Annotated in this window: 20 protein-coding genes, 1 tRNA gene and 1 rRNA gene; 7 read left to right on the top strand and 15 right to left on the bottom strand. The window is 62.2% G+C overall.

The window, feature by feature from the left end:
• Positions 1 to 19: 19 nt before the first annotated feature.
• From spoT to IAE34_RS02925, 3 genes are all read right to left on the bottom strand, one after another.
• The gene (gene spoT / locus IAE34_RS02935; RefSeq protein ID WP_200137359.1) at positions 20 to 2128 is read right to left on the bottom strand and encodes a bifunctional GTP diphosphokinase/guanosine-3',5'-bis pyrophosphate 3'-pyrophosphohydrolase; all 2109 of its coding nucleotides are present in this window, start codon (positions 2126 to 2128) and stop codon (positions 20 to 22) included.
• 59 nt (positions 2129 to 2187) lie between these two features.
• Entirely contained in the window at positions 2188 to 2451 is a 264-nt protein-coding gene (gene rpoZ / locus IAE34_RS02930; RefSeq protein WP_200137358.1) for a DNA-directed RNA polymerase subunit omega, read from the bottom strand.
• 206 nt (positions 2452 to 2657) lie between these two features.
• The gene (locus tag IAE34_RS02925) at positions 2658 to 3530 is read right to left on the bottom strand and encodes a LysR family transcriptional regulator (protein WP_200137357.1); all 873 of its coding nucleotides are present in this window, start codon (positions 3528 to 3530) and stop codon (positions 2658 to 2660) included.
• A gap of 792 nt (positions 3531 to 4322) precedes the next feature.
• Here IAE34_RS02925 and IAE34_RS02920 point away from each other — a divergent pair.
• Positions 4323 to 5870 (top strand): APC family permease, encoded by a 1548-nt coding sequence (locus IAE34_RS02920; protein ID WP_200137356.1) that lies wholly within the window; start codon positions 4323 to 4325, stop codon positions 5868 to 5870.
• A gap of 26 nt (positions 5871 to 5896) precedes the next feature.
• Here the strand turns inward: IAE34_RS02920 and gmk are convergent, their stop codons facing one another.
• Both gmk and IAE34_RS02910 read right to left on the bottom strand, forming a co-directional pair.
• The gene (gene gmk / locus IAE34_RS02915) at positions 5897 to 6517 is read right to left on the bottom strand and encodes a guanylate kinase (RefSeq protein ID WP_200137355.1); all 621 of its coding nucleotides are present in this window, start codon (positions 6515 to 6517) and stop codon (positions 5897 to 5899) included.
• Between the two features lie 11 nt (positions 6518 to 6528).
• Entirely contained in the window at positions 6529 to 7392 is an 864-nt protein-coding gene (locus tag IAE34_RS02910; RefSeq protein WP_200137354.1) for a YicC/YloC family endoribonuclease, read from the bottom strand.
• 220 nt (positions 7393 to 7612) lie between these two features.
• On the opposite strand from IAE34_RS02910, the gene rph reads away from it, so the two are divergent.
• Complete coding sequence (gene rph / locus IAE34_RS02905; RefSeq protein WP_200137353.1) at positions 7613 to 8335, top strand: ribonuclease PH; 723 nt, start codon at positions 7613 to 7615, stop codon at positions 8333 to 8335.
• 26 nt (positions 8336 to 8361) lie between these two features.
• Entirely contained in the window at positions 8362 to 8730 is a 369-nt protein-coding gene (locus IAE34_RS02900; RefSeq protein WP_200137352.1) for a DUF4870 domain-containing protein, read from the top strand.
• Positions 8731 to 8739: 9 nt separating this feature from the next.
• Here the strand turns inward: IAE34_RS02900 and IAE34_RS02895 are convergent, their stop codons facing one another.
• The 10 genes from IAE34_RS02895 to IAE34_RS02850 all read right to left on the bottom strand — a co-directional run bounded on the left by IAE34_RS02895 (position 8740) and on the right by IAE34_RS02850 (position 18488).
• A complete protein-coding gene (locus IAE34_RS02895; protein WP_200137351.1) occupies positions 8740 to 10698 on the bottom strand; it encodes a DUF7844 domain-containing protein in 1959 nt (652 codons plus the stop codon).
• A complete protein-coding gene (locus IAE34_RS02890; protein ID WP_200137350.1) occupies positions 10695 to 11015 on the bottom strand; it encodes a DUF2388 domain-containing protein in 321 nt (106 codons plus the stop codon). The genes IAE34_RS02895 and IAE34_RS02890 overlap by 4 nt, the downstream gene beginning before the upstream one ends.
• Before the next feature lie 37 nt (positions 11016 to 11052).
• Positions 11053 to 11346 carry a DUF2388 domain-containing protein gene (locus IAE34_RS02885; protein ID WP_200137349.1) on the bottom strand — a complete coding sequence of 98 codons (294 nt, stop codon included), beginning with the start codon at positions 11344 to 11346 and terminating at the stop codon, positions 11053 to 11055.
• Between the two features lie 82 nt (positions 11347 to 11428).
• The gene (locus IAE34_RS02880; RefSeq protein WP_200137348.1) at positions 11429 to 11746 is read right to left on the bottom strand and encodes a DUF2388 domain-containing protein; all 318 of its coding nucleotides are present in this window, start codon (positions 11744 to 11746) and stop codon (positions 11429 to 11431) included.
• A gap of 292 nt (positions 11747 to 12038) precedes the next feature.
• Complete coding sequence (locus tag IAE34_RS02875; RefSeq protein ID WP_200137347.1) at positions 12039 to 12251, bottom strand: DUF1127 domain-containing protein; 213 nt, start codon at positions 12249 to 12251, stop codon at positions 12039 to 12041.
• Between the two features lie 330 nt (positions 12252 to 12581).
• Complete coding sequence (locus IAE34_RS02870; protein WP_200137346.1) at positions 12582 to 14075, bottom strand: acetyl-CoA hydrolase/transferase family protein; 1494 nt, start codon at positions 14073 to 14075, stop codon at positions 12582 to 12584.
• 184 nt (positions 14076 to 14259) lie between these two features.
• The gene (locus tag IAE34_RS02865) at positions 14260 to 15711 is read right to left on the bottom strand and encodes an NAD(P)(+) transhydrogenase (Re/Si-specific) subunit beta (RefSeq protein WP_200137345.1); all 1452 of its coding nucleotides are present in this window, start codon (positions 15709 to 15711) and stop codon (positions 14260 to 14262) included.
• A complete protein-coding gene (locus IAE34_RS02860; RefSeq protein ID WP_200137344.1) occupies positions 15708 to 16028 on the bottom strand; it encodes an NAD(P) transhydrogenase subunit alpha in 321 nt (106 codons plus the stop codon). The genes IAE34_RS02865 and IAE34_RS02860 overlap by 4 nt, the downstream gene beginning before the upstream one ends.
• Positions 16029 to 16039: 11 nt before the next feature.
• A complete protein-coding gene (locus IAE34_RS02855) occupies positions 16040 to 17161 on the bottom strand; it encodes a Re/Si-specific NAD(P)(+) transhydrogenase subunit alpha (RefSeq protein WP_200137343.1) in 1122 nt (373 codons plus the stop codon).
• Positions 17162 to 17588: 427 nt separating this feature from the next.
• Positions 17589 to 18488, bottom strand: a complete 900-nt coding sequence (locus IAE34_RS02850; RefSeq protein ID WP_200137342.1) for a LysR family transcriptional regulator — start codon at positions 18486 to 18488, stop codon at positions 17589 to 17591.
• A gap of 164 nt (positions 18489 to 18652) precedes the next feature.
• Between IAE34_RS02850 and IAE34_RS02845 the strand changes: the two genes are divergently transcribed.
• The 4 genes from IAE34_RS02845 to IAE34_RS02830 all read left to right on the top strand — a co-directional run bounded on the left by IAE34_RS02845 (position 18653) and on the right by IAE34_RS02830 (position 23346).
• Positions 18653 to 19834 (top strand): acyl-CoA dehydrogenase, encoded by a 1182-nt coding sequence (locus IAE34_RS02845; RefSeq protein WP_200137341.1) that lies wholly within the window; start codon positions 18653 to 18655, stop codon positions 19832 to 19834.
• Between the two features lie 12 nt (positions 19835 to 19846).
• Complete coding sequence (locus IAE34_RS02840; RefSeq protein WP_200137340.1) at positions 19847 to 21070, top strand: CaiB/BaiF CoA transferase family protein; 1224 nt, start codon at positions 19847 to 19849, stop codon at positions 21068 to 21070.
• Between the two features lie 577 nt (positions 21071 to 21647).
• A 16S ribosomal RNA gene (locus IAE34_RS02835) occupies positions 21648 to 23184 on the top strand.
• Between the two features lie 85 nt (positions 23185 to 23269).
• Positions 23270 to 23346, top strand: a tRNA-Ile gene (locus tag IAE34_RS02830).
• Positions 23347 to 23370: the final 24 nt, after the last annotated feature.

Here is a 23370-nt window from a genome sequence, read left to right as displayed (position 1 = left end):
ACTCCTTGCGGTTGGCGGACTACGCACGCAGGCGGGTGATGCGGACCACCCCGGTCAAGGTGCGCAGCTTCTTGATCACGCGCGCCAGGTGCACGCGGTCGCGCACGCTGACCACCAGCTGGACCACGCTGACGCGGCCGTCGCGTTCATCCATGCTGATCTTCTCGATGTTTCCGTCTGCGGCGTTGACGCTGCTGGCCAGCAACGCGATCAGGCCACGCTGGTGTTCCAGCTCGACGCGCAGCTCGACGTTGAATTCGCCCGTGACGTCCTTGGCCCAGGACAGCTGCAGGCATTTTTCAGGGTTGTGTCGGATTTCGCTGATGTTGCGGCAGTCTTCGAGGTGGACGACCATCCCTTTGCCTGCGGAGAGGTGGCCGACGATCGGGTCGCCCGGGATCGGCGTGCAACACTTGGCGTAACTCATCACCAGGCCCTCGGTGCCGCGGATCGCCAGCGGGCCTTCGGGCGACGGCAACTGCTCGCCTTCTGCCGACAGCAGGCGTCGCGCGACCACGTAGGCCATGCGGTTGCCCAGACCGATGTCCTCGAGCAGGTCTTCGATCAGCTCCAGGCGGTACTCGTCCAGAATGGCCCGGACACGCTCGTGGGGGATCTGCTCCAAACTGCTGTCGAACCCGGTCAGGACCTTGTTCAGCAGGCGCTCGCCGAGGTTGATCGACTCGGAACGACGTTGCTGCTTGAGGGCATGGCGGATGTGCGTGCGGGCCTTGCCAGTGACCACGAAATTGAGCCACGCCGGATTCGGACGCGCACCCGGCGCACTGACGATTTCCACCGTGGAACCGCTTTGCAGCGGCTCGGACAACGGTGCCAGGCGCCGGTTGATGCGACAGGCGATGCAGCTGTTGCCCACGTCGGTGTGCACCGCATAGGCAAAATCGACCGCCGTGGAGCCTTTGGGCAGCTCCATGATGCGGCCTTTGGGCGTGAAGACGTAGACCTCGTCGGGGAACAGGTCGATCTTCACGCTCTCGATGAATTCCAGCGAGTTGCCTGCACGTTGCTGCAATTCCAGGATGCCCTTGACCCACTGTCGGGCACGGGCATGGTTGCCCTTGGGCTGCTCGTCCTCGTTGGACTTGTAGAGCCAGTGCGCCGCGATGCCGTTGTTGGCCATCTCTTCCATTTCGCGGGTGCGGATCTGGATCTCGATGGGCACGCCGTGCATGCCGAACAGGGTGGTATGCAGCGACTGGTAGCCGTTGGCCTTGGGGATCGCGATGTAGTCCTTGAAGCGCCCGGGCAGGGGCTTGTAGAGGTTGTGCACCGCACCCAGTACGCGATAGCAGGTGTCGACCTTGTCGACGACGATACGAAACGCGTATACGTCCATGATCTCGTTGAAGGCGCGACGCTTGCCGCGCATCTTCTTGTAGATGCCATAGAGGTGTTTCTGCCGCCCGCTGACCTCGCCGGCGATGCCGTCGGCCGCCAGGCAGTTGGCCAGCGAGGTTTCGATCTTGGCGACGATTTCCTTGCGATTGCCCCGCGCGCTCTTGACCGCCCGATGAATGAGCGAGGAACGCATGGGGTGCATGGCCTTGAAGCCCAGGTCCTCGAACTCCACGCGCACGGTGTGCATGCCCAGCCGGTTGGCGATGGGGGCGTAGATTTCCAGGGTTTCCTTGGCGATGCGCCGGCGTTTTTCCCCGGACAGCACCTCGAGCGTGCGCATGTTGTGCAGCCGGTCGGCCAGCTTGACCAGGATCACGCGGATGTCGCGCGCCATGGCCATGGCCATCTTCTGGAAGTTCTCGGCCTGGGCCTCGGCCTTGGTCTCGAAATTCATCTGGGTCAGCTTGCTGACCCCGTCGACCAGCTCGGCGACGGTTTCGCCGAATTGCTGGCTGAGGGCTTCCTTGGCGATGCCGGTGTCTTCGATCACGTCGTGCAGCATGGCGGCCATCAGGCTCTGATGGTCCATGTGCATGTCGGCGAGGATGCTGGCAACCGCCAGCGGATGCGTCACGTAGGGTTCACCGCTGCGACGGCGCTGCCCGTCGTGGGCCTGCTCGGCATAGAAATAGGCCCTTCGAACCAGGTTGACCTGTTCGGGACCCAAATAAGTCGACAGCCGCTCGGCGAGGGCTTCTATACCCGCCATGGTTTCACCTCTTGCGCAGGAAGAGGATCGGGCGCCGCGCGACGTCGACAGGGCATCGATCAGATAGCCTCGTTGTTCTCGTCCTCGAATGCGGCGAACACCGGATCCTCGGTGACGATCTCTTCGGCGGCGATGAATTCATTGGTCACGATGCCTTCGGCGATTTCGCGCAGGGCAACGACGGTAGGCTTGTCGTTTTCCCACGCAACGCGTGGTTCCTTGCCACCGGTGGCCAGTTGGCGGGCGCGCTTGGTCGAGAGCATGACCAGCTCGAAGCGGTTATCCACGTGTTCCAGGCAGTCTTCAACAGTTACGCGGGCCATGGTGTTCCTCAGTAGCAGATGCGTTAGGCGTGCAGCCCAGAATGGGCAGGCGGACTCGATAGTTTAAAAAATCACCAGCCAATAGGGAAGGACTGTTTGCCTCGGTGCTCGGCTTGGGTCCCTGCAGCAGCTGCCAGAAGGCCGCTACAGACGGGTTGTCGCAGTACCTCGACGATAACGCCTGGCCCCCCTCGAACACAACAGGTTCAGCGCATGGCATCGCGCAGTCGCGGCGTGAGCTCTTCGAACAGGGTCTGTACCGAGCGCAAGGCGCGACAATCGGGGCGAGTGAGCAGCCACAGCTGCGTATCGCAGCCTGGCAGCGGCTCGCTCAGCGCCTCGACCCCGGGCAGGGTATCGACCATGTAGTCGGCCAGCGCCGCCACGCCAAGGCCGGTGCTCACCAGCTGGGCGATGGTCGACATGCCGCTGCACTGGTAGCGCGCGAGCAGGTCGGGGTGGTGCTGGTTGCGCCAGAGCACGGTAGGGTGGTCGTGCATGGCGTCGTCCGGCGCGATCCAGGGCACGCTGTAGGGCGACTCGGCCAGCCGCTCGCGAAATTCCGCGCGCCCGCAGATCACGTAGGAGGTCGAGCCCAGGCAACGGCCAACGAGGTGTTCCGGGGGTGTATTGGTGAGTCGCAGCGCGATGTCGGCGTCGCGACGGCTCAGGTTGGCGAAGGTGTTGGAGGTGCCCATTTCCAGCGACAGGGCCGGGTAGTTGGGCATGAAGTCGGCCAGGGCCGGCAGCAGCAGGCTGTGCAGCACCGCCTCGGTGCAGGTCAGGCGCACGGTTCCACTGACCACCTGCTCGCCGCTGGTCAGGGCGATACGTGCCGCTTCCAGGGCCTGTTCGGCGCGCTCGGCCTGTTCGGCCAGGGCCTGGGCGGTGTCGGTGGGCAGGTAGCCCTTGCGGCTCTTGACGAACAGCGCCGTGCCCAAGGCCGCTTCCAACCGACGGATGGAGCGAAACACCGTGGAAACATCGACCTTGAGCAGTTCCGCAGCCTTGGCCAGTGAGCGTCCGCGCTCCAGTGCCAACACCAGCACGAGGTCTGCATGGGTGATCTGATATTGCATGTCTGCACGCTCTGCTTGCCGATCTGCCAATGTCTGTTGCGCCGGAGCCCATCTTATAGTGCAACGGCAGGCGGGAAGCAACGCTCCCATGCCCCGACGAATCCATCACCGAAGAGATCGTCGGAACAACAAGATCAGCCGTCATCGTCGCCTCGCCGACGTCATTCCCGCTAGCCGCGCTGCTGCCCCCACAGGCCGCTCCCACCACAGGAGCTCCTACCACAGAAGCTCCTACCACAGGATGTACAGCCATGACATCGGCCTGCCCGTGCACTCGCTGCTTGCCTGAAATGCTTCTTGCCGAAATGGCACGCTCATGAGCGTGCAGCCACTGAGCCTCAGCGGGGCCATTGCATCGACGCGACGGCCTTTACAGGCGCTGAGGCGATCGTGCCGGCCTGTGGCACCTACGACCGTTCGCAGGCAGCGCCGTAGCATCTGTGCGGCATTCTTTTCACCGGTTCGCCTTCAAATGCCGAGCTGCATCATTACAATGGCGCCCCCTACAGCGTCAGTACCCTGCCGCGATGCGGCCGGTGCCAGCTTTCTGCCGGGCGTGCATGGCCACCGGCAATGGCGCTTGAACCAGAACTCGGTTCGCGTTTGTCTGTTTCAGGCATTTCCCACGCCCTGCATCGCACGTGCTGTACGGGAGGGCGCGCGACAGACAGCATTCTGACGTGACCCGCAAGCCGCGGACGGCTTGACTGGCAGCAAGCTTTCAATGAGTGGAAGCGGGCCTTGTACGCAAGGCCTGTGGAAAAACAATACCAATAGCAATGGCACTTACTCATGAGCGAATTCACAGAAACCAGCCGTCCCCCGGGTGCGGCGGCCGAGCAGGGCAGCAACGCCGCAGGTGTCGGCAAAGGGTTGGCCAAGGGTCGGCTGGGCCTGCTGGCCAGCGTCGTATTGGGCATCTCGACGATCGCCCCGGTCTACACCCTCACCGGCGCGCTCGGTCCGACCGTGCGTGAGGTCGGCGCCCATCTGCCGGCGGTGTTCATCGTCGGCTTCCTGCCCATGCTGCTGGTAGCCCTGGGCTATCGCGAGCTCAACGCCGCCGAACCCGACAGCGGCACCTCCTTCACCTGGTCCGCCCGCGCGTTCGGCCCGATGATCGGCTGGATCGGCGGCTGGGGGCTGGTGGTGGCGACCACCATCGTGCTGTCGAACCTGGCTGGCGTGGCAGTGGACTTCTTCTATCTGTTCATTGGCCAGATCACCGGGCACCACCAGCTGGCTGCGCTGGCCGACAACCTGCTGGTCAACGTCACCACCTGTTGCGTGTTCATCGCCCTGGCAGTGTGGATCTGTTGCCGAGGCATGGGCACCACCATGACCGTGCAGTATGGCCTGGTGGCCCTGCAACTGCTGGTGCTGGTGGGTTTCGGTTTCGCCGCTTTCGGCGAGACCACGGCGCCGCCGCCGCTGGCGTTCGATTTCGCCTGGTTCAACCCGTTCGGCGTCGAGTCGTTCTCGGCCTTCGCGGCGGGCTTGTCACTGTCGATCTTCATTTTCTGGGGCTGGGATGTGTGCCTGACCGTCAGCGAAGAGTCGGTGGGCAGCGACGAGGTGCCCGGCAAGGCGGCCACCTGGACCGTGCTGCTGATTCTGGGGTTGTACCTGTTCACCGCCATCGCCACCCTGCAGTTCGCCGGCGTCAGTGACAGCGGGTTGGGCCTGGGCAACCCACGCATCCAGGAGAATGTCTTCGCCCACCTGGCCGGGCCGGTGATGGGGCCACTGGCGATCCTGATGTCGATCGCGGTGCTGGCCAGCACCGCCGCCTCGTTGCAATCGACCTTCGTCTCGCCAGCGCGCACGCTGCTCGCCATGGGCTACTACGGCGCCGTACCGCAGCGCTTCGCCAGCGTCTGCCCCCGTTCGCAGACCCCGCGCTACGCCACGATCTGCGCTGGAGTGGCGGCGGCAGCGTTCTACGTGACCATGCGCAGCCTGAGCGAGAACGTGCTGGCCGACACCATCACCGCCCTGGGCATGATGATCTGCTTCTACTACTCGCTCACCGCGTTCGCCTGCGTCTGGTATTTCCGCGCCAGCCTGTTCGACAGCCTGCGCCACTTCTTCATGCGTGGCCTGTGTCCGCTGCTCGGTGGCGTGATCCTGTCGGTGATCTTCGTGCGCACTGCCCTGGACAGCGCTTCGCCGGACTTCGGCAGCGGCTCGCACGTCGGTGGGCTGGGGCTGGTATTCGTGATCGCCGCGATCATCTCGGTGCTGGGCATCGTGCTGATGATGCTGTCGCGGCTGCGGGCGCCGGCCTTCTTCCTCGGCGCCACCTTGCAGCAGCAAGCCAAGCTGCAATTGCAGGACTGACCCTCGGGGCGCCGGGCGCCCCAGGTTCAACCGACCAGTTGCTCGAGCAGCGCGCCGTGGCGCTGCTTCTGCTTGGCCAGCAGCAGTCGGTTGGCGCGGAAGACCGATTTGAGGTCTTCCAGGGCCTGGACGAAGTCGTCATTGACGATGACGTAATCGAACTCGTCGTAGTGCACCATCTCGCTGACCGCTTCCTTCATGCGCCCGGCGATGATCTCTTCGCTGTCCTGGCCGCGGCCATCCAGACGCTCGCGCAACGCCTGCTGGCTGGGCGGCAGGATGAAGATCGACAACGCCTCGGGCATCAACCGGCGCACCTGCTGCGCACCTTGCCAGTCGATTTCCAGAATGAGGTCGAAACCCTGCGCGAGGGTTTCCTGCAACGCGCTGCGCGAGGTGCCATAGAAGTTGCCGAAGACCTCGGCGTGCTCCAGGAAATCGCCTTGGGCGATCAGCGCCCTGAACGCGTCATGGGCCACGAAATGGTAGTTCACGCCATGGCTTTCACCTGGACGCATGGCGCGGGTGGTGTGGGAGACCGAGACGCGAATCTGCTCGTCTTTCCGGGTCAGGGCGTCGACCAGGCTGGTCTTGCCGGCGCCTGAAGGCGCGGAAACGATGTAGAGGGTGCCGCTGGTGTGAGTCATGTGGGGTAGCCTTACTCGATGTTCTGTACTTGTTCACGCATCTGTTCGATCAACACCTTCAGGTTGACCGCCGCCTGGGTGCTGCGGGCGTCGAAGGCCTTGGAGCCCAGGGTGTTGGCTTCGCGATTGAGCTCCTGCATCAGGAAGTCCAGGCGTCGCCCGGCGGCACCGCCGGACTTGAGCACCCGGCGCACCTCGGTGACATGGGTGCTCAGCCGGTCCAGCTCTTCGGCCACGTCGCTTTTCTGCGCCAGCAGTACCATCTCCTGTTCCAGGCGCTGAGGGTCGAGCTCGGCCTGCAGGTCGGCGAAGCGGTCCAGGATGCGCTGACGTTGGGCGGCGAGCATCTGGGGCACCAGGGCACGCAGGGTAGCCACTTCATGGGTCATGGCATCCAGGCGCTCGTCGATCAGCCGTGCGAGCTCCTGGCCTTCGCGCTGGCGGCCGGCCTTGAGTTCGGCGAGCGCTTCGTCGAACAAGGTCAGAGCTTCGGCGTTCAACGCTTGCGGATCGGCCGCATCGGCGACCAGTACGCCCTGCCAGGCCAAGACTTCCAGGGGATTGAGCGGGGCGGGCTGCTGGATCAGTGCCGCCACGCTCTCGGCAGCGGCCACCAGTTGGGCGGCACGCTCGCGGTCGACTTGCAGCGGTTTGCCGGTGCTGTCTTCAGCCAGGCGCAAGGTGCACTCGACCTTGCCCCGCGACAGCCCCTGGCGCAGCCCTTCGCGCACCGCGCCTTCAAGATCGCGCAGGGCCTCGGGCAGGCGTAGATGGGGTTCCAGATAACGGTGATTGACCGAGCGTAGCTCCCAGCTCAGGGTGCCCTGGCTGCCAGCGCGTTCGACGCGGGCAAAGGCGGTCATGCTGTGCACCATGGGAGAACCTCGCGAATTACGGTATGAACGGAGCGCCTTCGGGCGGCAAGGCGCAGGATTGTAGCGCAGTGCGACGATGGCGCCCAATCAGGCAGGTGCAAGGCGCCGGGCGGCGTGGGAAAACCTGGCGAGCGTGCCTGAAGTCACATTGGGCGTGCCCTGAGTTGGCGTGCCGCCCTATAATGACCGCTTGATTCGCTTTCCAGTACAGGTATCCCAGATGAAACGTCCAAGTGGTCGCGCCGCCGATCAGCTCCGCTCGATCCGCATCACCCGCAACTACACCAAGCACGCCGAGGGGTCGGTACTGGTCGAGTTCGGTGACACCAAGGTCATCTGCACGGTCAGCGTCGAGAACGGTGTCCCGCGCTTCCTCAAGGGCCAGGGCCAGGGTTGGCTCACCGCCGAATACGGCATGCTGCCCCGTGCCACCGGTGAGCGTAACCAGCGCGAAGCCAGCCGCGGCAAGCAAGGTGGCCGGACCCTCGAAATCCAGCGCCTGATCGGCCGCTCCCTGCGCGCCGCGCTGGACATGAGCAAGCTGGGCGACATCACCTTGTACATAGACTGCGACGTGATCCAGGCCGATGGCGGTACGCGTACCGCCTCCATCACCGGGGCCATGGTCGCGCTGTGCGACGCCCTGGCCGTGATCAAGAAGCGGGGCGGCCTCAAGGGCGGCAACCCGCTCAAGCACATGATCGCCGCCGTGTCGGTGGGCATGTACCAGGGCGAGGCGGTGCTGGACCTGGACTACCTGGAAGACTCCGCCGCCGAGACCGACCTCAACGTGGTCATGACCAGTGCCGGCGGCTTCATCGAGGTGCAGGGCACTGCAGAAGGCGCGCCGTTCCAGCCTGAAGACTTCAATGCCATGCTGGCACTGGCCCAGAAGGGCATGAGCGAAATCTTCGACCTGCAGACGGCCGCGCTGGCCGACTGATCCTTCGCCAAGGGGACGAATGCACCATGAGCGAGCCGAACACGCCGATCGACATTCCCAACGCCGAAGTCCGGCAGTGGGCGATGTTCTGCCATTTCAGCGCCCTGCTCGGGCTGGTGATGCCTCTTGGGCATCTGCTCGGGCCACTGGTGATGTGGATCTGGAAGCGCGAATCCGACCCCTTCGTCGACGCCCATGGCAAGGAGGCGCTGAACTTCCAGATCACCGTCACCCTCGCCGGGTTCATCTGCTTCCTGCTGATGTTCGTGGTGATCGGCATCGTCCTGTTCGCCATCCTGGCGGTGGCGGTGCTGATCCTGATCATCCTGGCCGGTGTGCGGGCCAACGAAGGTAAACCCTATCGCTACCCGCTCACCTGGCGTCCGATCAAGTAACCAGACCTCTCAGGGCAGTTGCAGACCACCGGCGGCCTTGTGCAAGGCCCGCAGGTGGTCGCCAATCTGCTTGACGTTGGCCTCGATCGCGGCAATTTCCCTGGCCCGGGCAGGTTCGAGCAGCGCCCGCACTTCCTTGTCCAGATCGGTACTCAGGCGCAGCAACTGCGCCTGACGCTCCTTGCTGATCTTCTCCAGGTGCACCCGCTCCTGCGGCTGGGGCAGGCCATACCCCTGGGACTCCAGCAACTCTGCGGGCCGGCTGAGGAACCCGCTGTTGGCGAGCATCTGCTGGAGCGTGGCATTGGCCTTGTCGACGCTGCCGTCCTTCAGCGCGGTGGCGTTGAGGTAACGCTGCTTGACCTCGTCCTGTGCCAGGAGCAGTTGCCGGCGCAGGCTGGCCTGTTCGAGCAGGAGCAAGGCGGCGCTGGTGCGTAGGTCTGCCTGCATGAACCAGGGCCGACGCTGTTCGGCATCCTGAGCCAGCCAGTCTTCCACGCTACTTTGACGCACCGGTAACTGCTTCTTCAGTACATCGAACATGGCCTGGTAGCGATCCCGGTAGGAATCGAACCGATAGCCCAGGCGCAAGGCCTCGCGTGGATCGTCCAATACATGGGTATCGGCCAGACCGCGTCCCTTCAGCACTTCCAGCAGGCCATTGGGCAAGATCGAGTCCAGGTCGGCGAAGCGTGGATCGGCAGTGCCGCTGCGCATCAGCTTGAGGGTCTCGACCGCGCAGTTGTTGGACAGGAAATAGTAGTTGCCGTCGTAGCTCCAGTGCATCTCTGCCGCCTGGCGCACCAGATCCTCGATCTGCTGGCGGTCGAGCTTGAGCGGCACCGACGACAGGCTGCGCAGTTCGGTCTTGGTGTATTCGTCGATCACCTGGCCCAACGGCAACACGAATAGCCGCGAAGGGTAGGCGCCGGTCAAGCCATCCCAGCTGGACAATTGCACGTCGTTGACGAAGGCCCGGTACGACAGCACCAGGTGCCGGTCCAGATCCAGGCGGCAATCCGGGCCACGCGGCCGGCCTGGCGCGCAGATCACCAGGCGCAGCATGCTGTGCCCCCAGCGGCTGACCCAGTTCTGGTTGGCTTCGGCCAGCAGGTAATCCACCTGATAGACGCGCTCGGGGTCGATTTCACCGAGCGGCTCGCGGGCGAAATCGCTGCCGGCGTTGAGGAAGGGCAGGCCCTGGGCGCAGGCTTGCTGCTGTGGCGACCAGCCGAAGTGCTCGTGCAGGTACTGATTCAGCGCCGGACGGCGACAGCCGTAGCTGGGGTCGAGGAGAAAGTACTCCATGTTGACCGCGATGAATTCCTTGGGACTGCTCAGCTCGTAGGCATCGGGGCTGCGTACCAGTTGGCCGTTGTGCTGTTCTCGCTCGCCGCGCCGGCCTACGTACTGCTGCCATCCGGCCAGGTCGAGCAGGCGCGGATCATCGCTCAGGGTGAACCGGCGCGCGGTTTCGCCTCGACACTGCTGCGGCAGGCCGATCTGGCCAAGCGAACGTTCCTGGCGCTTGCAGCGCAAGATGAGCGAGCGCTCGGCGCCCTGCCATAGACGCGCGCGATCATAGATGTGGGTGACTTCGTGCAGTACCGTCGCCAGCAGCTCTTCGCGGACGGTGCCGTGGGGGCGATCGGTCTTCTGCTGGGCGGCGCTGCCGTCGGCCAGGCTCGGCAGCAGGCGGGCATTGAGTTCCAGGCTGGAAACGGGCGACGCCTGGCCGTAGGCGTCGGTCGGCATGCGATCTGTCCAGCTCACCAGAATGCGCCGATCCAGTCGCTGCTTGAAGGACGGCGGCAGCTTTGTCATCGCCTCGTCGAGCAGCGCTTGCGACGCCTGGCGCTCGCTGGCGCTCAGGCCGTCCGTGTGCAACGCCAATTGTAATTCGGCGAGCACGGGCGTGCCGAGCAGCGTCAGGACGCAGCCGAACAGCCAGGCACGCGTGCGCTTCACAGGGCGAGGATGGCTTGGGCAAGCACCTGGTCGCTGGCATCACGTGCTTGCGGCACGCGCTCGCGCAGGGTGGCGAAGGCTGCCTCCAGCTGGGCGCCACGAATGTCGCCCTGGGTGGCGACGAAGCTGGCGGCGTCGTCGTGGGCTTCTCGCACCACCTTGGAGTCGCGGATCGAGGTGGTGGTATCGGACGTGAAGTCGATCGACCGGCCGAAGGCACGAACGATGATGTTGCTGGTGGCCACCAGGGTCTGTGCCTGAGCCACGTCGGCCAGCAGCAGCATGCCGAGGGTGGCGGCGATCAGCGGTTTACGCATGGAGCATCTCCGGAGAATTCAGGGAGCGAGGGGGTGGTCATTGGACGAGAATTGCCTCTGCCAGTTCAAGGTCGTCGTGGCTGTCCAGCGAATGGCTCCGACGCAGTACCCTCAGCGCGGCTTGCAGGCGTGCGCCACGGATCTTGCCTTCGCTGGCCACGAATGCTGCGGCGTCATCCCGCGCCATACCGATCATCTTGCGATCGAAGGGGGCGGTCGTCACCTGGGAAGTGACGTAACTGGTCATGATGGGGAACTGCGTGGTGACGTCCATGGCCGACGCATTTCCCGCGCAGGTGAGCGCCAGGAGCAGAAAGATCAGGTAACGCATTGGCTCGATCACAGTCAGGCATGGGTTCGATGCGTAAGACGCAGTCGACCAAGGCGCCGACTGCGCTCAATCGAAGGTCTGCTCAGAGGGCCAGGATGGCCTCGGCCAACTGCGCGTCGCTGGCGTGCAGCGTCGGCGTCGTCTGTCGGATATGGGCCAGTGCACTTTCCAGTTTGGCACCGCGAATGGCACCCTGGCTGCCGACGAAGCTGGCGGCATCGTCGCGTGCGGCCTCGATGATCTTTTTGTCACGCAGCGACGAGCTGGCATCGGACGTGGCGTCCGTGGATGCGGCCACCCCGCGTACCACGGTATCGGTGGTGACCACGAAGCTGCTGGCGTGGGCGGTACCAGCCAGGGCTAACAGCGCGGCGGCGCCGAGCAAGAATTGACGGGACATGGATAAAGCTCCTGCGAAAACGGATCGAGTTGTTCGGACGCCTGTGAGACAGCTCAGGATACCTGAAGACCATGATGTAATGGGATTGGGCACGGCGCCAAGGAGCTTATCCGACACCCCGCATTGTTTCGAAATATGAAGCAACTAACTCCAACTGTACCGCCAGTAATTTACTTTATTGGTAACTGTACTGGCTGTGCAGAAGATATTTAACGGTCATAAAAAAACCCGCCGCAGTTCCCTGCGACGGGTTTTTGGAAAGCCTATCCGGCGCAAGACCGGTGGGCCAGGCTCAGCGCCAGAAAGGCTTGCTCAGCTCTTGGTAGCGCTGGGACTCGCTGATGCCAGCATCAGCCAGCAGGCGCGCGTCGAGGCGAGCCAGTTGACGACGGCTGGCGATGCGACGTTGCCACAGCAGCAGGGTCGAGACGGCGCGCAGGGGAGCCGAAGCTTTGGATTCAGTGTTGTTTTCGAAAACCAGACCGGAACTGAGTGTACGTTCCATGATGTGTCATCCTTCCGCTTGTGGCGGGACTAGGTAGTGATTTAACTGATGCCAATCATCCTCCTGTCCTGTCCAGCGCAGTAGATACAGTTAAACAGTATAGAGTGTGGCCAGTTAACTGTTTAGAGCGACTGTTGCACCCGGAAATGGCGAAACTGTACTGGTTCGCCCTATATTGGTGCATTTTTGCCTGGCATGATGTATCTAGACCACCGGCAGGGTCTGAATAAACGGTACAGTAGTACAGTTTTTTCGTGGTCTGCGCCGTCGGCTCATTGGCCATCGCACGCAGAGGTGTAATGGCCGTTTGTTGGAAAGGGTGTGAACTGATCAGCCCGCCAGCATCCGACCGCTTTCTTCCAGATTCTCGTGCCAGCTCAAGGCTTCGCGCAGGATATGTGGCGTATGTCCGCCACGTTCACAGGCGCGTTGGAAATAGTCGTCCAACGCTGCCCGATAGTCCGGGTGCACGCAGTTGTCGATGATCGCCCGCGCCCGCTCGCGGGGCGCCAGGCCACGCAAGTCGGCCAGACCCTGCTCGGTGACCAGGATGTCCACGTCATGCTCGGTATGGTCCACGTGACTCACCATCGGCACCACGCTGGAGATGGCCCCGCCCTTGGCGATGGATTTGGTGACGAAGACCGCCAGGTGCGCGTTGCGAGCGAAGTCGCCCGAGCCACCGATGCCGTTCATCATCCGAGTGCCGCATACATGGGTGGAATTGACGTTGCCGTAGATATCGAACTCCAGCGCCGTATTGATCCCGATGATACCCAAGCGGCGCACCACTTCAGGATGGTTGGAAATCTCCTGCGGGCGCAGCACCAGCTTGTCCTTGTAACGCTCCAGGTTGCCGAACACGTCGGCGTTGCGCCGGCTCGACAGGGTGATCGAGCTGCCTGAAGCGAAGCGCAGCTTGCCCGCGTCGATCAGTTCGAAGGTGGAGTCCTGCAGGACTTCCGAGTACATGGTCAGGTCCTCGAACGGCGAGTCGATCAGACCGCACATCACCGCGTTGGCGATGTTGCCGATGCCGGCCTGCAAGGGGCCGAGGCTGTTGCTCATGCGGCCTGCCGCCACTTCGCGCTTGAGAAAGTCGATCAAATGGTCGGCGATGCCCTGGGTTTCGTCGTCCGGAGGCACCACGGTGGACGGCGAGTCTGGCTGGTCGCTGATGACGATTCCGACGATCTTCGCCGGGTCGATCGGGATGGCAGTGCTACCGATGCGGTCATCCACCTTCACCAGGGGGATCGGCGTGCGCGTGGGGCGATAGGTCGGTATATAGATGTCGTGCAAGCCCTCCAGATTGGGATTGTGCGACAGGTTGATCTCGACGATCACCTGCTTGGCGAAGATCGCGAAGCTGGCCGAGTTGCCTACCGAGGTGGTCGGTACGATGTGTCCCTGCTCGGTGATCGCCACGGCTTCGATGACGGCGATGTCGGGCAGGGTCAGCTGCTTGTTGCGCAATTGCTCGACGGTTTCGGACAGGTGCTGATCGATGAACATCACCTGCCCGGCATTGATGGCCTTGCGCAGGGTGCTGTCGACCTGGAACGGCATGCGTCGGGCCAGGACACCGGCCTCGGTCAGTTGCTTGTCCAGGTCGTTGCCCAGGCTGGCGCCGGTCATGAGGCTGATCTTCAGCGGCGACAGCTTGGCGCGCGCGGCCAGCGCGTGGGGTACGGCCTTGGCTTCGCCGGCGCGGGTGAAGCCGCTCATGCCGACGGTCATGCCGTCCTCGATCAGGCCAGCGGCATCGGCCGCACTCATTACCTTGCTGTGCAGGGAGGACAAGCGGATACGATCACGGTACATGAAATGTTATCTCGGGCTACTGGGCTACAGCAGGGCAGTCTAGTGATTTCGCCCCGGGCCGTCCCACGACCATGGTCGTAGGAGCCACGAGCCCCGCGTGCCTTTGATCTGGGTCATGAAACGTGCAAGGCCCTGGGGACAACACCCAGGGCCTTGCGCGTTCAGCGGCGTATCCCAGTGGGAATCACTCGACCGCCTTGACCATGTCCTCGATGACCTTCTTGGCATCACCGAACACCATCATGGTCTTGTCCAGGTAGAACAGCTCGTTGTCCAGGCCCGCATACCCACTGGCCATCGAGCGCTTGTTGACGATGATGGTCTTGGCCTTGAAGGCTTCGAGAATCGGCATGCCGGCGATCGGCGACTTGGGATCGTTCTTCGCCGCCGGGTTGACCACGTCGTTGGCGCCGAGCACCAGCACCACATCCGCCTGGCCGAACTCGGCGTTGATGTCCTCCATTTCGAAGACCTGATCGTAAGGCACCTCGGCCTCGGCCAGCAGAACGTTCATGTGACCGGGCATGCGGCCCGCCACGGGGTGGATGGCGTACTTCACCGTCACCCCTGCATGCGTCAGCTTTTCCGTCAGTTCCTTGAGGGCGTGCTGAGCGCGGGCCACGGCCAGGCCGTAGCCAGGCACGATGATCACGCTGTCGGCATTGCTCAGGAGGAAGGTGGCATCGTCCGCAGACCCGGACTTGACCGGGCGCTGCTCCCTGGCGCCATTCCCGGCGCTGGCCTCCACGGCACCGCCGAACCCACCCAGGATCACGTTGAAGAACGAGCGGTTCATCGCCTTGCACATGATGTACGACAGGATCGCCCCGCTGGAGCCGACCAGGGACCCGGCGATGATCAGCATCGAGTTGTTCAGCGAGAAGCCGATACCCGCCGCCGCCCAGCCCGAATAGCTGTTGAGCATCGATACCACCACCGGCATGTCGGCGCCGCCGATTGGAATGATGATCAGCACGCCCAGGACGAACGCGAGGATCAGCATCAGGCTGAACGCGCTGTAGTGCCCGGTGAAGGTGAACAGCAGGCCGAGGACCAGGGTCGCGATCCCCAATACGAGGTTGAGCTTGTGTTGGCCGGGGAACTGCACCGGCGCGCCCTGGAACAGGCGGAACTTGTATTTGCCTGACAGCTTGCCGAAGGCGATGACCGAGCCTGAGAAGGTAATGGCGCCAATGGCGGCCCCCAGGAACAGTTCGAGCCGGTTGCCGGCAGGAATCGGATCGCTGATGCGGCTGACGATGCCCATGGATTGAGGCTCCAGCACCGCGGCGATGGCGATGAACACGGCGGCCAGGCCGATCATGCTGTGCATGAAGGCGACCAGCTCGGGCATCTTGGTCATTTCCACGCGCTTGGCCATGATCGAGCCTGCGCTGCCGCCGATCAGCAGGCCGACCAGTACGTAGCCGATGCCGGCGGCAGCGCTGCCATCGCCCAGCGACAGCGCCGCAAGCTTGTAGATCAGGCCCACGGTGGTCATCACCGCGATCGCCATGCCGATCATGCCGAACAGGTTACCGCGCCGTGAAGTGGTCGGGTGCGACAGTCCTTTGAGCGCCTGGATGAAGCAGACGGAGGCGATTAGATAAAGCAGGGTGACCAGATTCATGCTCATGGTTGCTTCTGCCCCTCGCTCTTGGTTTTCTTCTTGAACATCTCCAGCATGCGCCGGGTGACCAGGAACCCGCCGGACACATTGACCGCCGCCAGTGCCACGGCCAGTGTGCCCATCAGCTTGCCTGCCGGGGTCACGGTCAGGGCGGCGGCGAGCATGGCGCCGACGATTACGATCGCCGAGATCGCGTTGGTAACGGCCATCAGCGGCGTGTGCAGCGCTGGGGTGACGTTCCACACCACGTGGTAGCCCACGTAGATCGCCAGCACGAAAATGATCACGTTGTAGATGCCGTGGGAAATCAGCATGTCGTCCATAGTCGCGCTCCTCAGCCGTTCTTGCGCACGATCTGGCCGTCGCGGCACATCAGGCACGCGGCGACGATATCGTCTTCGAGGTTGATCACCAGTGCGCCGTCCTTGTCGAACAGCAGCTTCATGAAGTCCAGCAGGTTGCGCGCGTACAGCGCCGAGGCGTCTGCCGGCAGCTGTGCGGGAAGGTTGGTCGGGCCGACCAGGGTAACTCCGTGGGCGACGACCACCTGGTCGGCCACGGTCAGCGGGCAGTTGCCGCCCTGCGCTGCTGCGAGGTCGATGACCACTGAGCCCGGCTTCATTTGCGCAACGGTTTCCGCGCTCAGCAGGGTGGGTGCCTTGCGGCCCGGAATCAAAGCGGTGGTGATGACGATGTCCGCCTGCCTGGCGCGCTCGTGCACAGCCTGGGCCTGGCGCTGCATCCAGCTGGCCGGCATCGGCCGTGCATAGCCGCCCACGCCCTCGGCGCAGGCCCGCTCCTCGTCGTTCTCGTAGGGAACGTCGATGAACTTGCCGCCCAGGGACTCGATCTGCTCCTTCACGGCCGGACGCACGTCCGAGGCCTCGATCACTGCCCCCAGGCGCTTGGCCGTGGCAATGGCCTGCAGGCCGGCGACGCCGGCGCCGAGCACCAGCACGCGCGCGGCTTTGACGGTGCCGGCGGCGGTCATGAGCATGGGCATGAAGCGCGGATAGTGATGGGCGGCCAGCAACACTGCCTTGTAACCGGCGATGTTGGCTTGCGAGGAGAGCACGTCCAGGCTCTGTGCCCGGGAGGTACGCGGTGCAGCTTCCAGGGAGAAGGCGGTGATGCCGCGCTCGGCCATCCTGTCGATCAGGTCGTTGTCGAAGGGATTGAGCATGCCTACCAGCATGCTGCCGGGCTCGATCCGGGCCAGTTCGGCCTGGCTCGGTGCGACGACCTTCAGGATCACCTGCGCGCCGAGTGCATCGGCGGCATCGCCCAATCCGGCACCCACGGTTTCGTAGGCCTCGTCAGGAATGCTGGCCTTGAGCCCCGCTCCCCTTTGAATGGTGACGCGATGGCCTTGGGCGACCAGTTTCCTGACGGTTTCCGGGGTCGCGGCGACCCGTGTTTCGCCCGCCTGCGTCTCGAGAGGAACACCTATGTGCACGTCTTTGTCTCCTGCGCTGACCTTTATCGTTATTGAATCCAGCCCACTTCGGGTAGGGCGGATGGAGCGGCCGTCGAACATGCGCACCGCCCCAGGCGGGGCGGGCAAGGCATTTTGCAGATGTAGAGACAAGGCGGCAATCAATTTTGGAGCGAAACGAATGCAAAACTACAAGTCAATATGTGACCAAATGACGCAGATGTGGTGCTTCGACTCGTCTAACTAGATGCTTACGCATGCACAGTCACGAAAACAGGATATTCTCGCGTTTTTCGCTCCTGGATTGGTGAATGTCGTAAATGCCGCATCGTGATTCAGGTTTGCGAGGAGCTGACCGGTGCTTGCAGTTCTGGTTCCAGAGTTATGAATATGCGACATACGAATATATCTGTAGGTTATTCAGGGTAACAACTACAAATTCCCGGCGTCACTTTTCACTCACGTAGGCGCGGGCCTGCCTCAGCAGCCAGTCACGAAATGCGCGCAAGGCCGCCGATTCGACTTTTCGCTCGGGAATCATCAGATGGTAGGCCTTGGCACTGGCCAGCGCATGTCCATTAGCGACCACCAAGCGCCCCTCCTGCAGCTCGCGCTGAATGAGGAAAGGCGGAATGAGCGCGATACCCATCTGATGCATGGCTGCCTGGGCCAACATGGAGAACAGTTCGTAGCGCGGGCCGGTCATGTCGGCCTCCACGGTCATGCCCAGGCTGACGAACCACTGCCGCCAGGCATAGGGGCGGGTGGTCTGTTGCAGCAGCGGCAGTCGGGCAATGTGCTTCGCCTCCAGAGCGTCCTGCCGTTCGAGCCACTGCGGGCAGCACACCGGGACGGGGTTCTCGCCCATCAGCCGGTGTGACTGGGTCCCTGGCCAGTCAGCGTCACCGAAGTAGATGGCCGCGTCGAAAGGCGTGTCGGCGAACAGGAACGGTCGAGTGCGATTGGTCAGGTTCACCGTCACCTGCGGGTGATGCAATTGGAAGTCCTTCAGGCGTGGCACCAGCCACTGTGTTCCGAACGTGGGTACCACGGCCAACTCGATCACACTGGCGCCTTGCTGGCGCATCACCGACAAGGTGTCACGCTCCACGGCGTCCAGTTGAGCGCTCACCTGGCGGCTGTAGGAAAGCCCCGCTTCGCTCAACTTCACGCCGCGCTGGGAGCGCCGGAACAGCTCCACATTGAGAAAGCTCTCCAGGCTGGCGATCTGGCGACAGACCGCGCCTTGGGTCAGTTCGAGCTCTTGAGCTGCCTTGGTGAAGCTTTCATGGCGAGCTGCAGCTTCGAAACATATCAACGCGGTGGTGCTGGGGATCTTCCGGCGCATGTACCTGAGTCTCACTTGTCGATAACGATCATGCTGATCTTGCCCGTTTCCGGAGTGAGGAAACAGCACGAGTGGGTGCGCAATTGTCGTTTGTCCTCCAATCGTATCCGGCCTAGGCTCAAGGCCAGCTGAATTCAATCAGGCTTATTTCGAGGAGCCGTCGCATGGCCGGTAAAGCAAGCTTCAACTGGATCGACCCGCTGCTGCTGGACCAGCAGCTCAGCCAAGAAGAGCGCATGGTGCGCGACAGCGCCTACCAGTTCGCCCAGGACAAACTGGCGCCTCGGGTGATCGAGGCATTTCGTCATGAGCGCACCGATACGGCGATCTTCCGTGAAATGGGCGAGGTCGGGTTGCTGGGTGCGACCATCGCCGAACAATACGGCGGCAGTGGCTTGAATTACGTGTGCTATGGGTTGATCGCCCGTGAAGTGGAGCGTATCGACTCGGGCTATCGCTCGATGATGAGCGTGCAATCCTCCTTGGTGATGGTGCCGATCGAAACCTTCGGTAGCGAGGCGCAGAAGCAGAAGTACCTGCCCAGGCTGGCCAGCGGTGAGTGGATCGGCTGCTTTGGTCTGACCGAGCCCAACCATGGGTCTGATCCCGGCGCGATGATCACCCGGGCGCGCAAGGTCGAAGGCGGCTACAGCCTGACCGGCAGCAAGATGTGGATCACCAACAGCCCGATCGCCGATGTCTTCGTGGTGTGGGCCAAGGACGATGAGGGTGACATCCGCGGGTTCATACTGGAGAAAGGCTGGAAGGGCCTGAGCGCACCCGCCATCCATGGCAAGGTCGGTCTGCGGGCGTCGATCACCGGCGAGATCGTCATGGACGGCGTGTTCGTGCCCGAGGAAAACATCTTTCCCGAAGTCCGTGGGCTCAAGGGGCCGTTCACCTGCCTGAACTCCGCCAGGTACGGCATCTCGTGGGGCGCATTGGGTGCAGCCGAGGCGTGCTGGCACACGGCGCGCCAGTACACGCTGGACCGTCAGCAGTTCGGCCGTCCGCTGGCGGCCAATCAGCTGATCCAGAAGAAGCTCGCCGACATGCAGACCGAGATCACTCTTGGGCTGCAGGGCTGCCTGCGCCTGGGCCGAATGAAGGACGAGGGCACGGCGGCCGTGGAGATCACATCCATCATGAAGCGCAACTCCTGTGGCAAGGCGCTCGAGATCGCGCGGCTGGCCCGAGACATGCTGGGCGGTAACGGCATTTCCGACGAATTCGGCGTGGCGCGACATCTGGTCAACCTGGAGGTGGTCAACACCTACGAAGGCACCCATGACATTCATGCGCTGATCCTGGGCAGGGCGCAAACCGGCATTCAGGCCTTCTATTAATAGAGGAGCAGAGTGATGGGAGCGCTTTCGCATCTGCGCGTGCTGGACTTGTCGCGCGTACTGGCCGGGCCGTGGTGCGGCCAGATCCTCGCCGACCTCGGAGCTGACGTGATCAAGGTGGAGCGGCCGGGTAGCGGTGATGACACCCGCGCCTGGGGGCCTCCATTTCTCAAGGATGCCCGCGGCGACGATACCCGTGAGGCCGCCTATTATCTTTCGGCCAACCGTAACAAGCGCTCGGTGACCCTCGACTTCACCCAGCCGGAAGGCCAGCGCCTGGTACGCGAGCTGGCGCAGAACTCGGATGTCGTCATCGAGAACTTCAAGGTGGGTGGGTTGGCCGGGTACGGATTGGATTACCCCAGCCTCCAGGCGATCAATCCGCGGCTCATCTATTGCTCGATCACCGGCTTCGGCCAGACCGGTCCCTATGCCAGGCGGGCGGGCTACGACTTCATGATTCAGGGTCTCGGCGGCTTGATGAGCCTGACCGGTCGACCCGAGGGTGAGGAGGGCGCAGGCCCGATCAAGGTCGGCGTGGCGCTGACCGACATTCTGACCGGCTTGTATGCCACCAGCGCGATCCTCGCGGCGCTGGCCCATCGTGACCGCACCGGCGAAGGCCAGCATATCGATATGGCGCTGCTGGACGTGCAAGTGGCCTGCCTGGCCAACCAGGCGATGAACTACCTCACCACCGGTCAGGCACCCAGGCGACTGGGCAACGCGCACCCGAACATCGTCCCTTATCAGGACTTCCCCACGGCAGATGGCGACTTCATTCTGACTGTCGGGAATGACGGGCAATTTCGCAAGTTCGCCGAAGTGGCGGGCCAGCCTCAATGGGCGGACGATCCGCGATTCGCCACCAACCAGCAGCGTGTGGCGAACAGGGGGATACTGATTCCGCTCATTCGTCAGGCGACGGTGTTCAAGACCACCTGCGAATGGGTGGCGCTTCTGGAGCGGGCAGGGGTGCCTTGCGGTCCGATCAACGACCTCGCGCAGGTGTTCCAGGATCCGCAGGTGCAGGCACGAGGGTTGGCCCTGGAGCTGCCTCATCCGTTGGCAGGTCATGTGCCCCAGGTAGCGAGCCCCATCAGGTTGTCACGCACGCCGGTGGAGTACCGCAGGGCGCCGCCGTTGCTGGGCGAACACACCCAGGCGGTGCTCGAGCAGATACTGGGGCTGGATGAGCAGGCGGTAAAGTCGCTCAGGGTGGCCGGGGTGATCTGACTGGTGTTGCATTTCATGGGCGGGGAGGCCGACAGGCCCCCCCGCTGCGTTTTCCGCGATCTGAAAGATTCCTGAAATAAAAGGTTGACGCCTGTTCGGATCCCCTTATAATGCGCCCCACTTCCGCAGCAAACGGAACGCAAAACTTCTTTCTAATCAATAGGTTAGCTAGCAAGTGAAGCGAGTTCGGCGTTGTACGAAGGGCTTCGATCACCAGATCGGCAGCGGTGAAAAAGGCAGTTGACAGCATCTTCTGGTGCTGTAAGATTCGCCTCCCGCTACGAGAGATCGCAGCGAGTCAAGTGGTTGAAGCCAAACGAGTTTCTCGCAAAAAACTTCAAAATAAACGCTTGACACGAAACAAGGCTGCTGTAGAATGCGCGGCCTCGGTTGAGGCGAAACGCTCTCAGCCAAACGCTCTTTAACAAATCGAATCAAGCAATTCGTGTGGGTGCTTGTGAGTACGGACTGATCGTCGCATAGATTATCAGCATCACAAGTGGCCATGCGAGAAATCACATAGTCATTTGAGATTGCTGAGCCAAGTTTAGGGTTTCTTAAAAACCCAAGCAGTATTGAACTGAAGAGTTTGATCATGGCTCAGATTGAACGCTGGCGGCAGGCCTAACACATGCAAGTCGAGCGGATGACGGGAGCTTGCTCCTGGATTCAGCGGCGGACGGGTGAGTAATGCCTAGGAATCTGCCTGGTAGTGGGGGGCAACGTTTCGAAAGGAACGCTAATACCGCATACGTCCTACGGGAGAAAGCAGGGGACCTTCGGGCCTTGCGCTATCAGATGAGCCTAGGTCGGATTAGCTAGTTGGTGAGGTAATGGCTCACCAAGGCGACGATCCGTAACTGGTCTGAGAGGATGATCAGTCACACTGGAACTGAGACACGGTCCAGACTCCTACGGGAGGCAGCAGTGGGGAATATTGGACAATGGGCGAAAGCCTGATCCAGCCATGCCGCGTGTGTGAAGAAGGTCTTCGGATTGTAAAGCACTTTAAGTTGGGAGGAAGGGTTGTAGATTAATACTCTGCAATTTTGACGTTACCGACAGAATAAGCACCGGCTAACTCTGTGCCAGCAGCCGCGGTAATACAGAGGGTGCAAGCGTTAATCGGAATTACTGGGCGTAAAGCGCGCGTAGGTGGTTCGTTAAGTTGGATGTGAAAGCCCCGGGCTCAACCTGGGAACTGCATCCAAAACTGGCGAGCTAGAGTATGGTAGAGGGTGGTGGAATTTCCTGTGTAGCGGTGAAATGCGTAGATATAGGAAGGAACACCAGTGGCGAAGGCGACCACCTGGACTGATACTGACACTGAGGTGCGAAAGCGTGGGGAGCAAACAGGATTAGATACCCTGGTAGTCCACGCCGTAAACGATGTCAACTAGCCGTTGGAATCCTTGAGATTTTAGTGGCGCAGCTAACGCATTAAGTTGACCGCCTGGGGAGTACGGCCGCAAGGTTAAAACTCAAATGAATTGACGGGGGCCCGCACAAGCGGTGGAGCATGTGGTTTAATTCGAAGCAACGCGAAGAACCTTACCAGGCCTTGACATGCAGAGAACTTTCCAGAGATGGATCGGTGCCTTCGGGAACTCTGACACAGGTGCTGCATGGCTGTCGTCAGCTCGTGTCGTGAGATGTTGGGTTAAGTCCCGTAACGAGCGCAACCCTTGTCCTTAGTTACCAGCACGTTAAGGTGGGCACTCTAAGGAGACTGCCGGTGACAAACCGGAGGAAGGTGGGGATGACGTCAAGTCATCATGGCCCTTACGGCCTGGGCTACACACGTGCTACAATGGTCGGTACAGAGGGTTGCCAAGCCGCGAGGTGGAGCTAATCTCACAAAACCGATCGTAGTCCGGATCGCAGTCTGCAACTCGACTGCGTGAAGTCGGAATCGCTAGTAATCGCGAATCAGAATGTCGCGGTGAATACGTTCCCGGGCCTTGTACACACCGCCCGTCACACCATGGGAGTGGGTTGCACCAGAAGTAGCTAGTCTAACCTTCGGGGGGACGGTTACCACGGTGTGATTCATGACTGGGGTGAAGTCGTAACAAGGTAGCCGTAGGGGAACCTGCGGCTGGATCACCTCCTTAATCGAAGACATCAGCCTGCTGATGAGCTCCCACACGAATTGCTTGATTCATTGTGAAAGACGATGCTGTAACGCGACCCTGTTATAGGTCTGTAGCTCAGTTGGTTAGAGCGCACCCCTGATAAGGGTGAGGTCGGCAGTTCAAATCTGCCCAGACCTACCAATTACTTGGTGCGGCCTACGAGAT

This window comes from Pseudomonas sp. S30 (assembly GCF_016518545.1).
GTDB lineage: Bacteria > Pseudomonadota > Gammaproteobacteria > Pseudomonadales > Pseudomonadaceae > Aquipseudomonas.
Note: the sequence above shows the minus strand (reverse complement) of the source record. Positions and strands in the feature narration are given on the sequence as shown.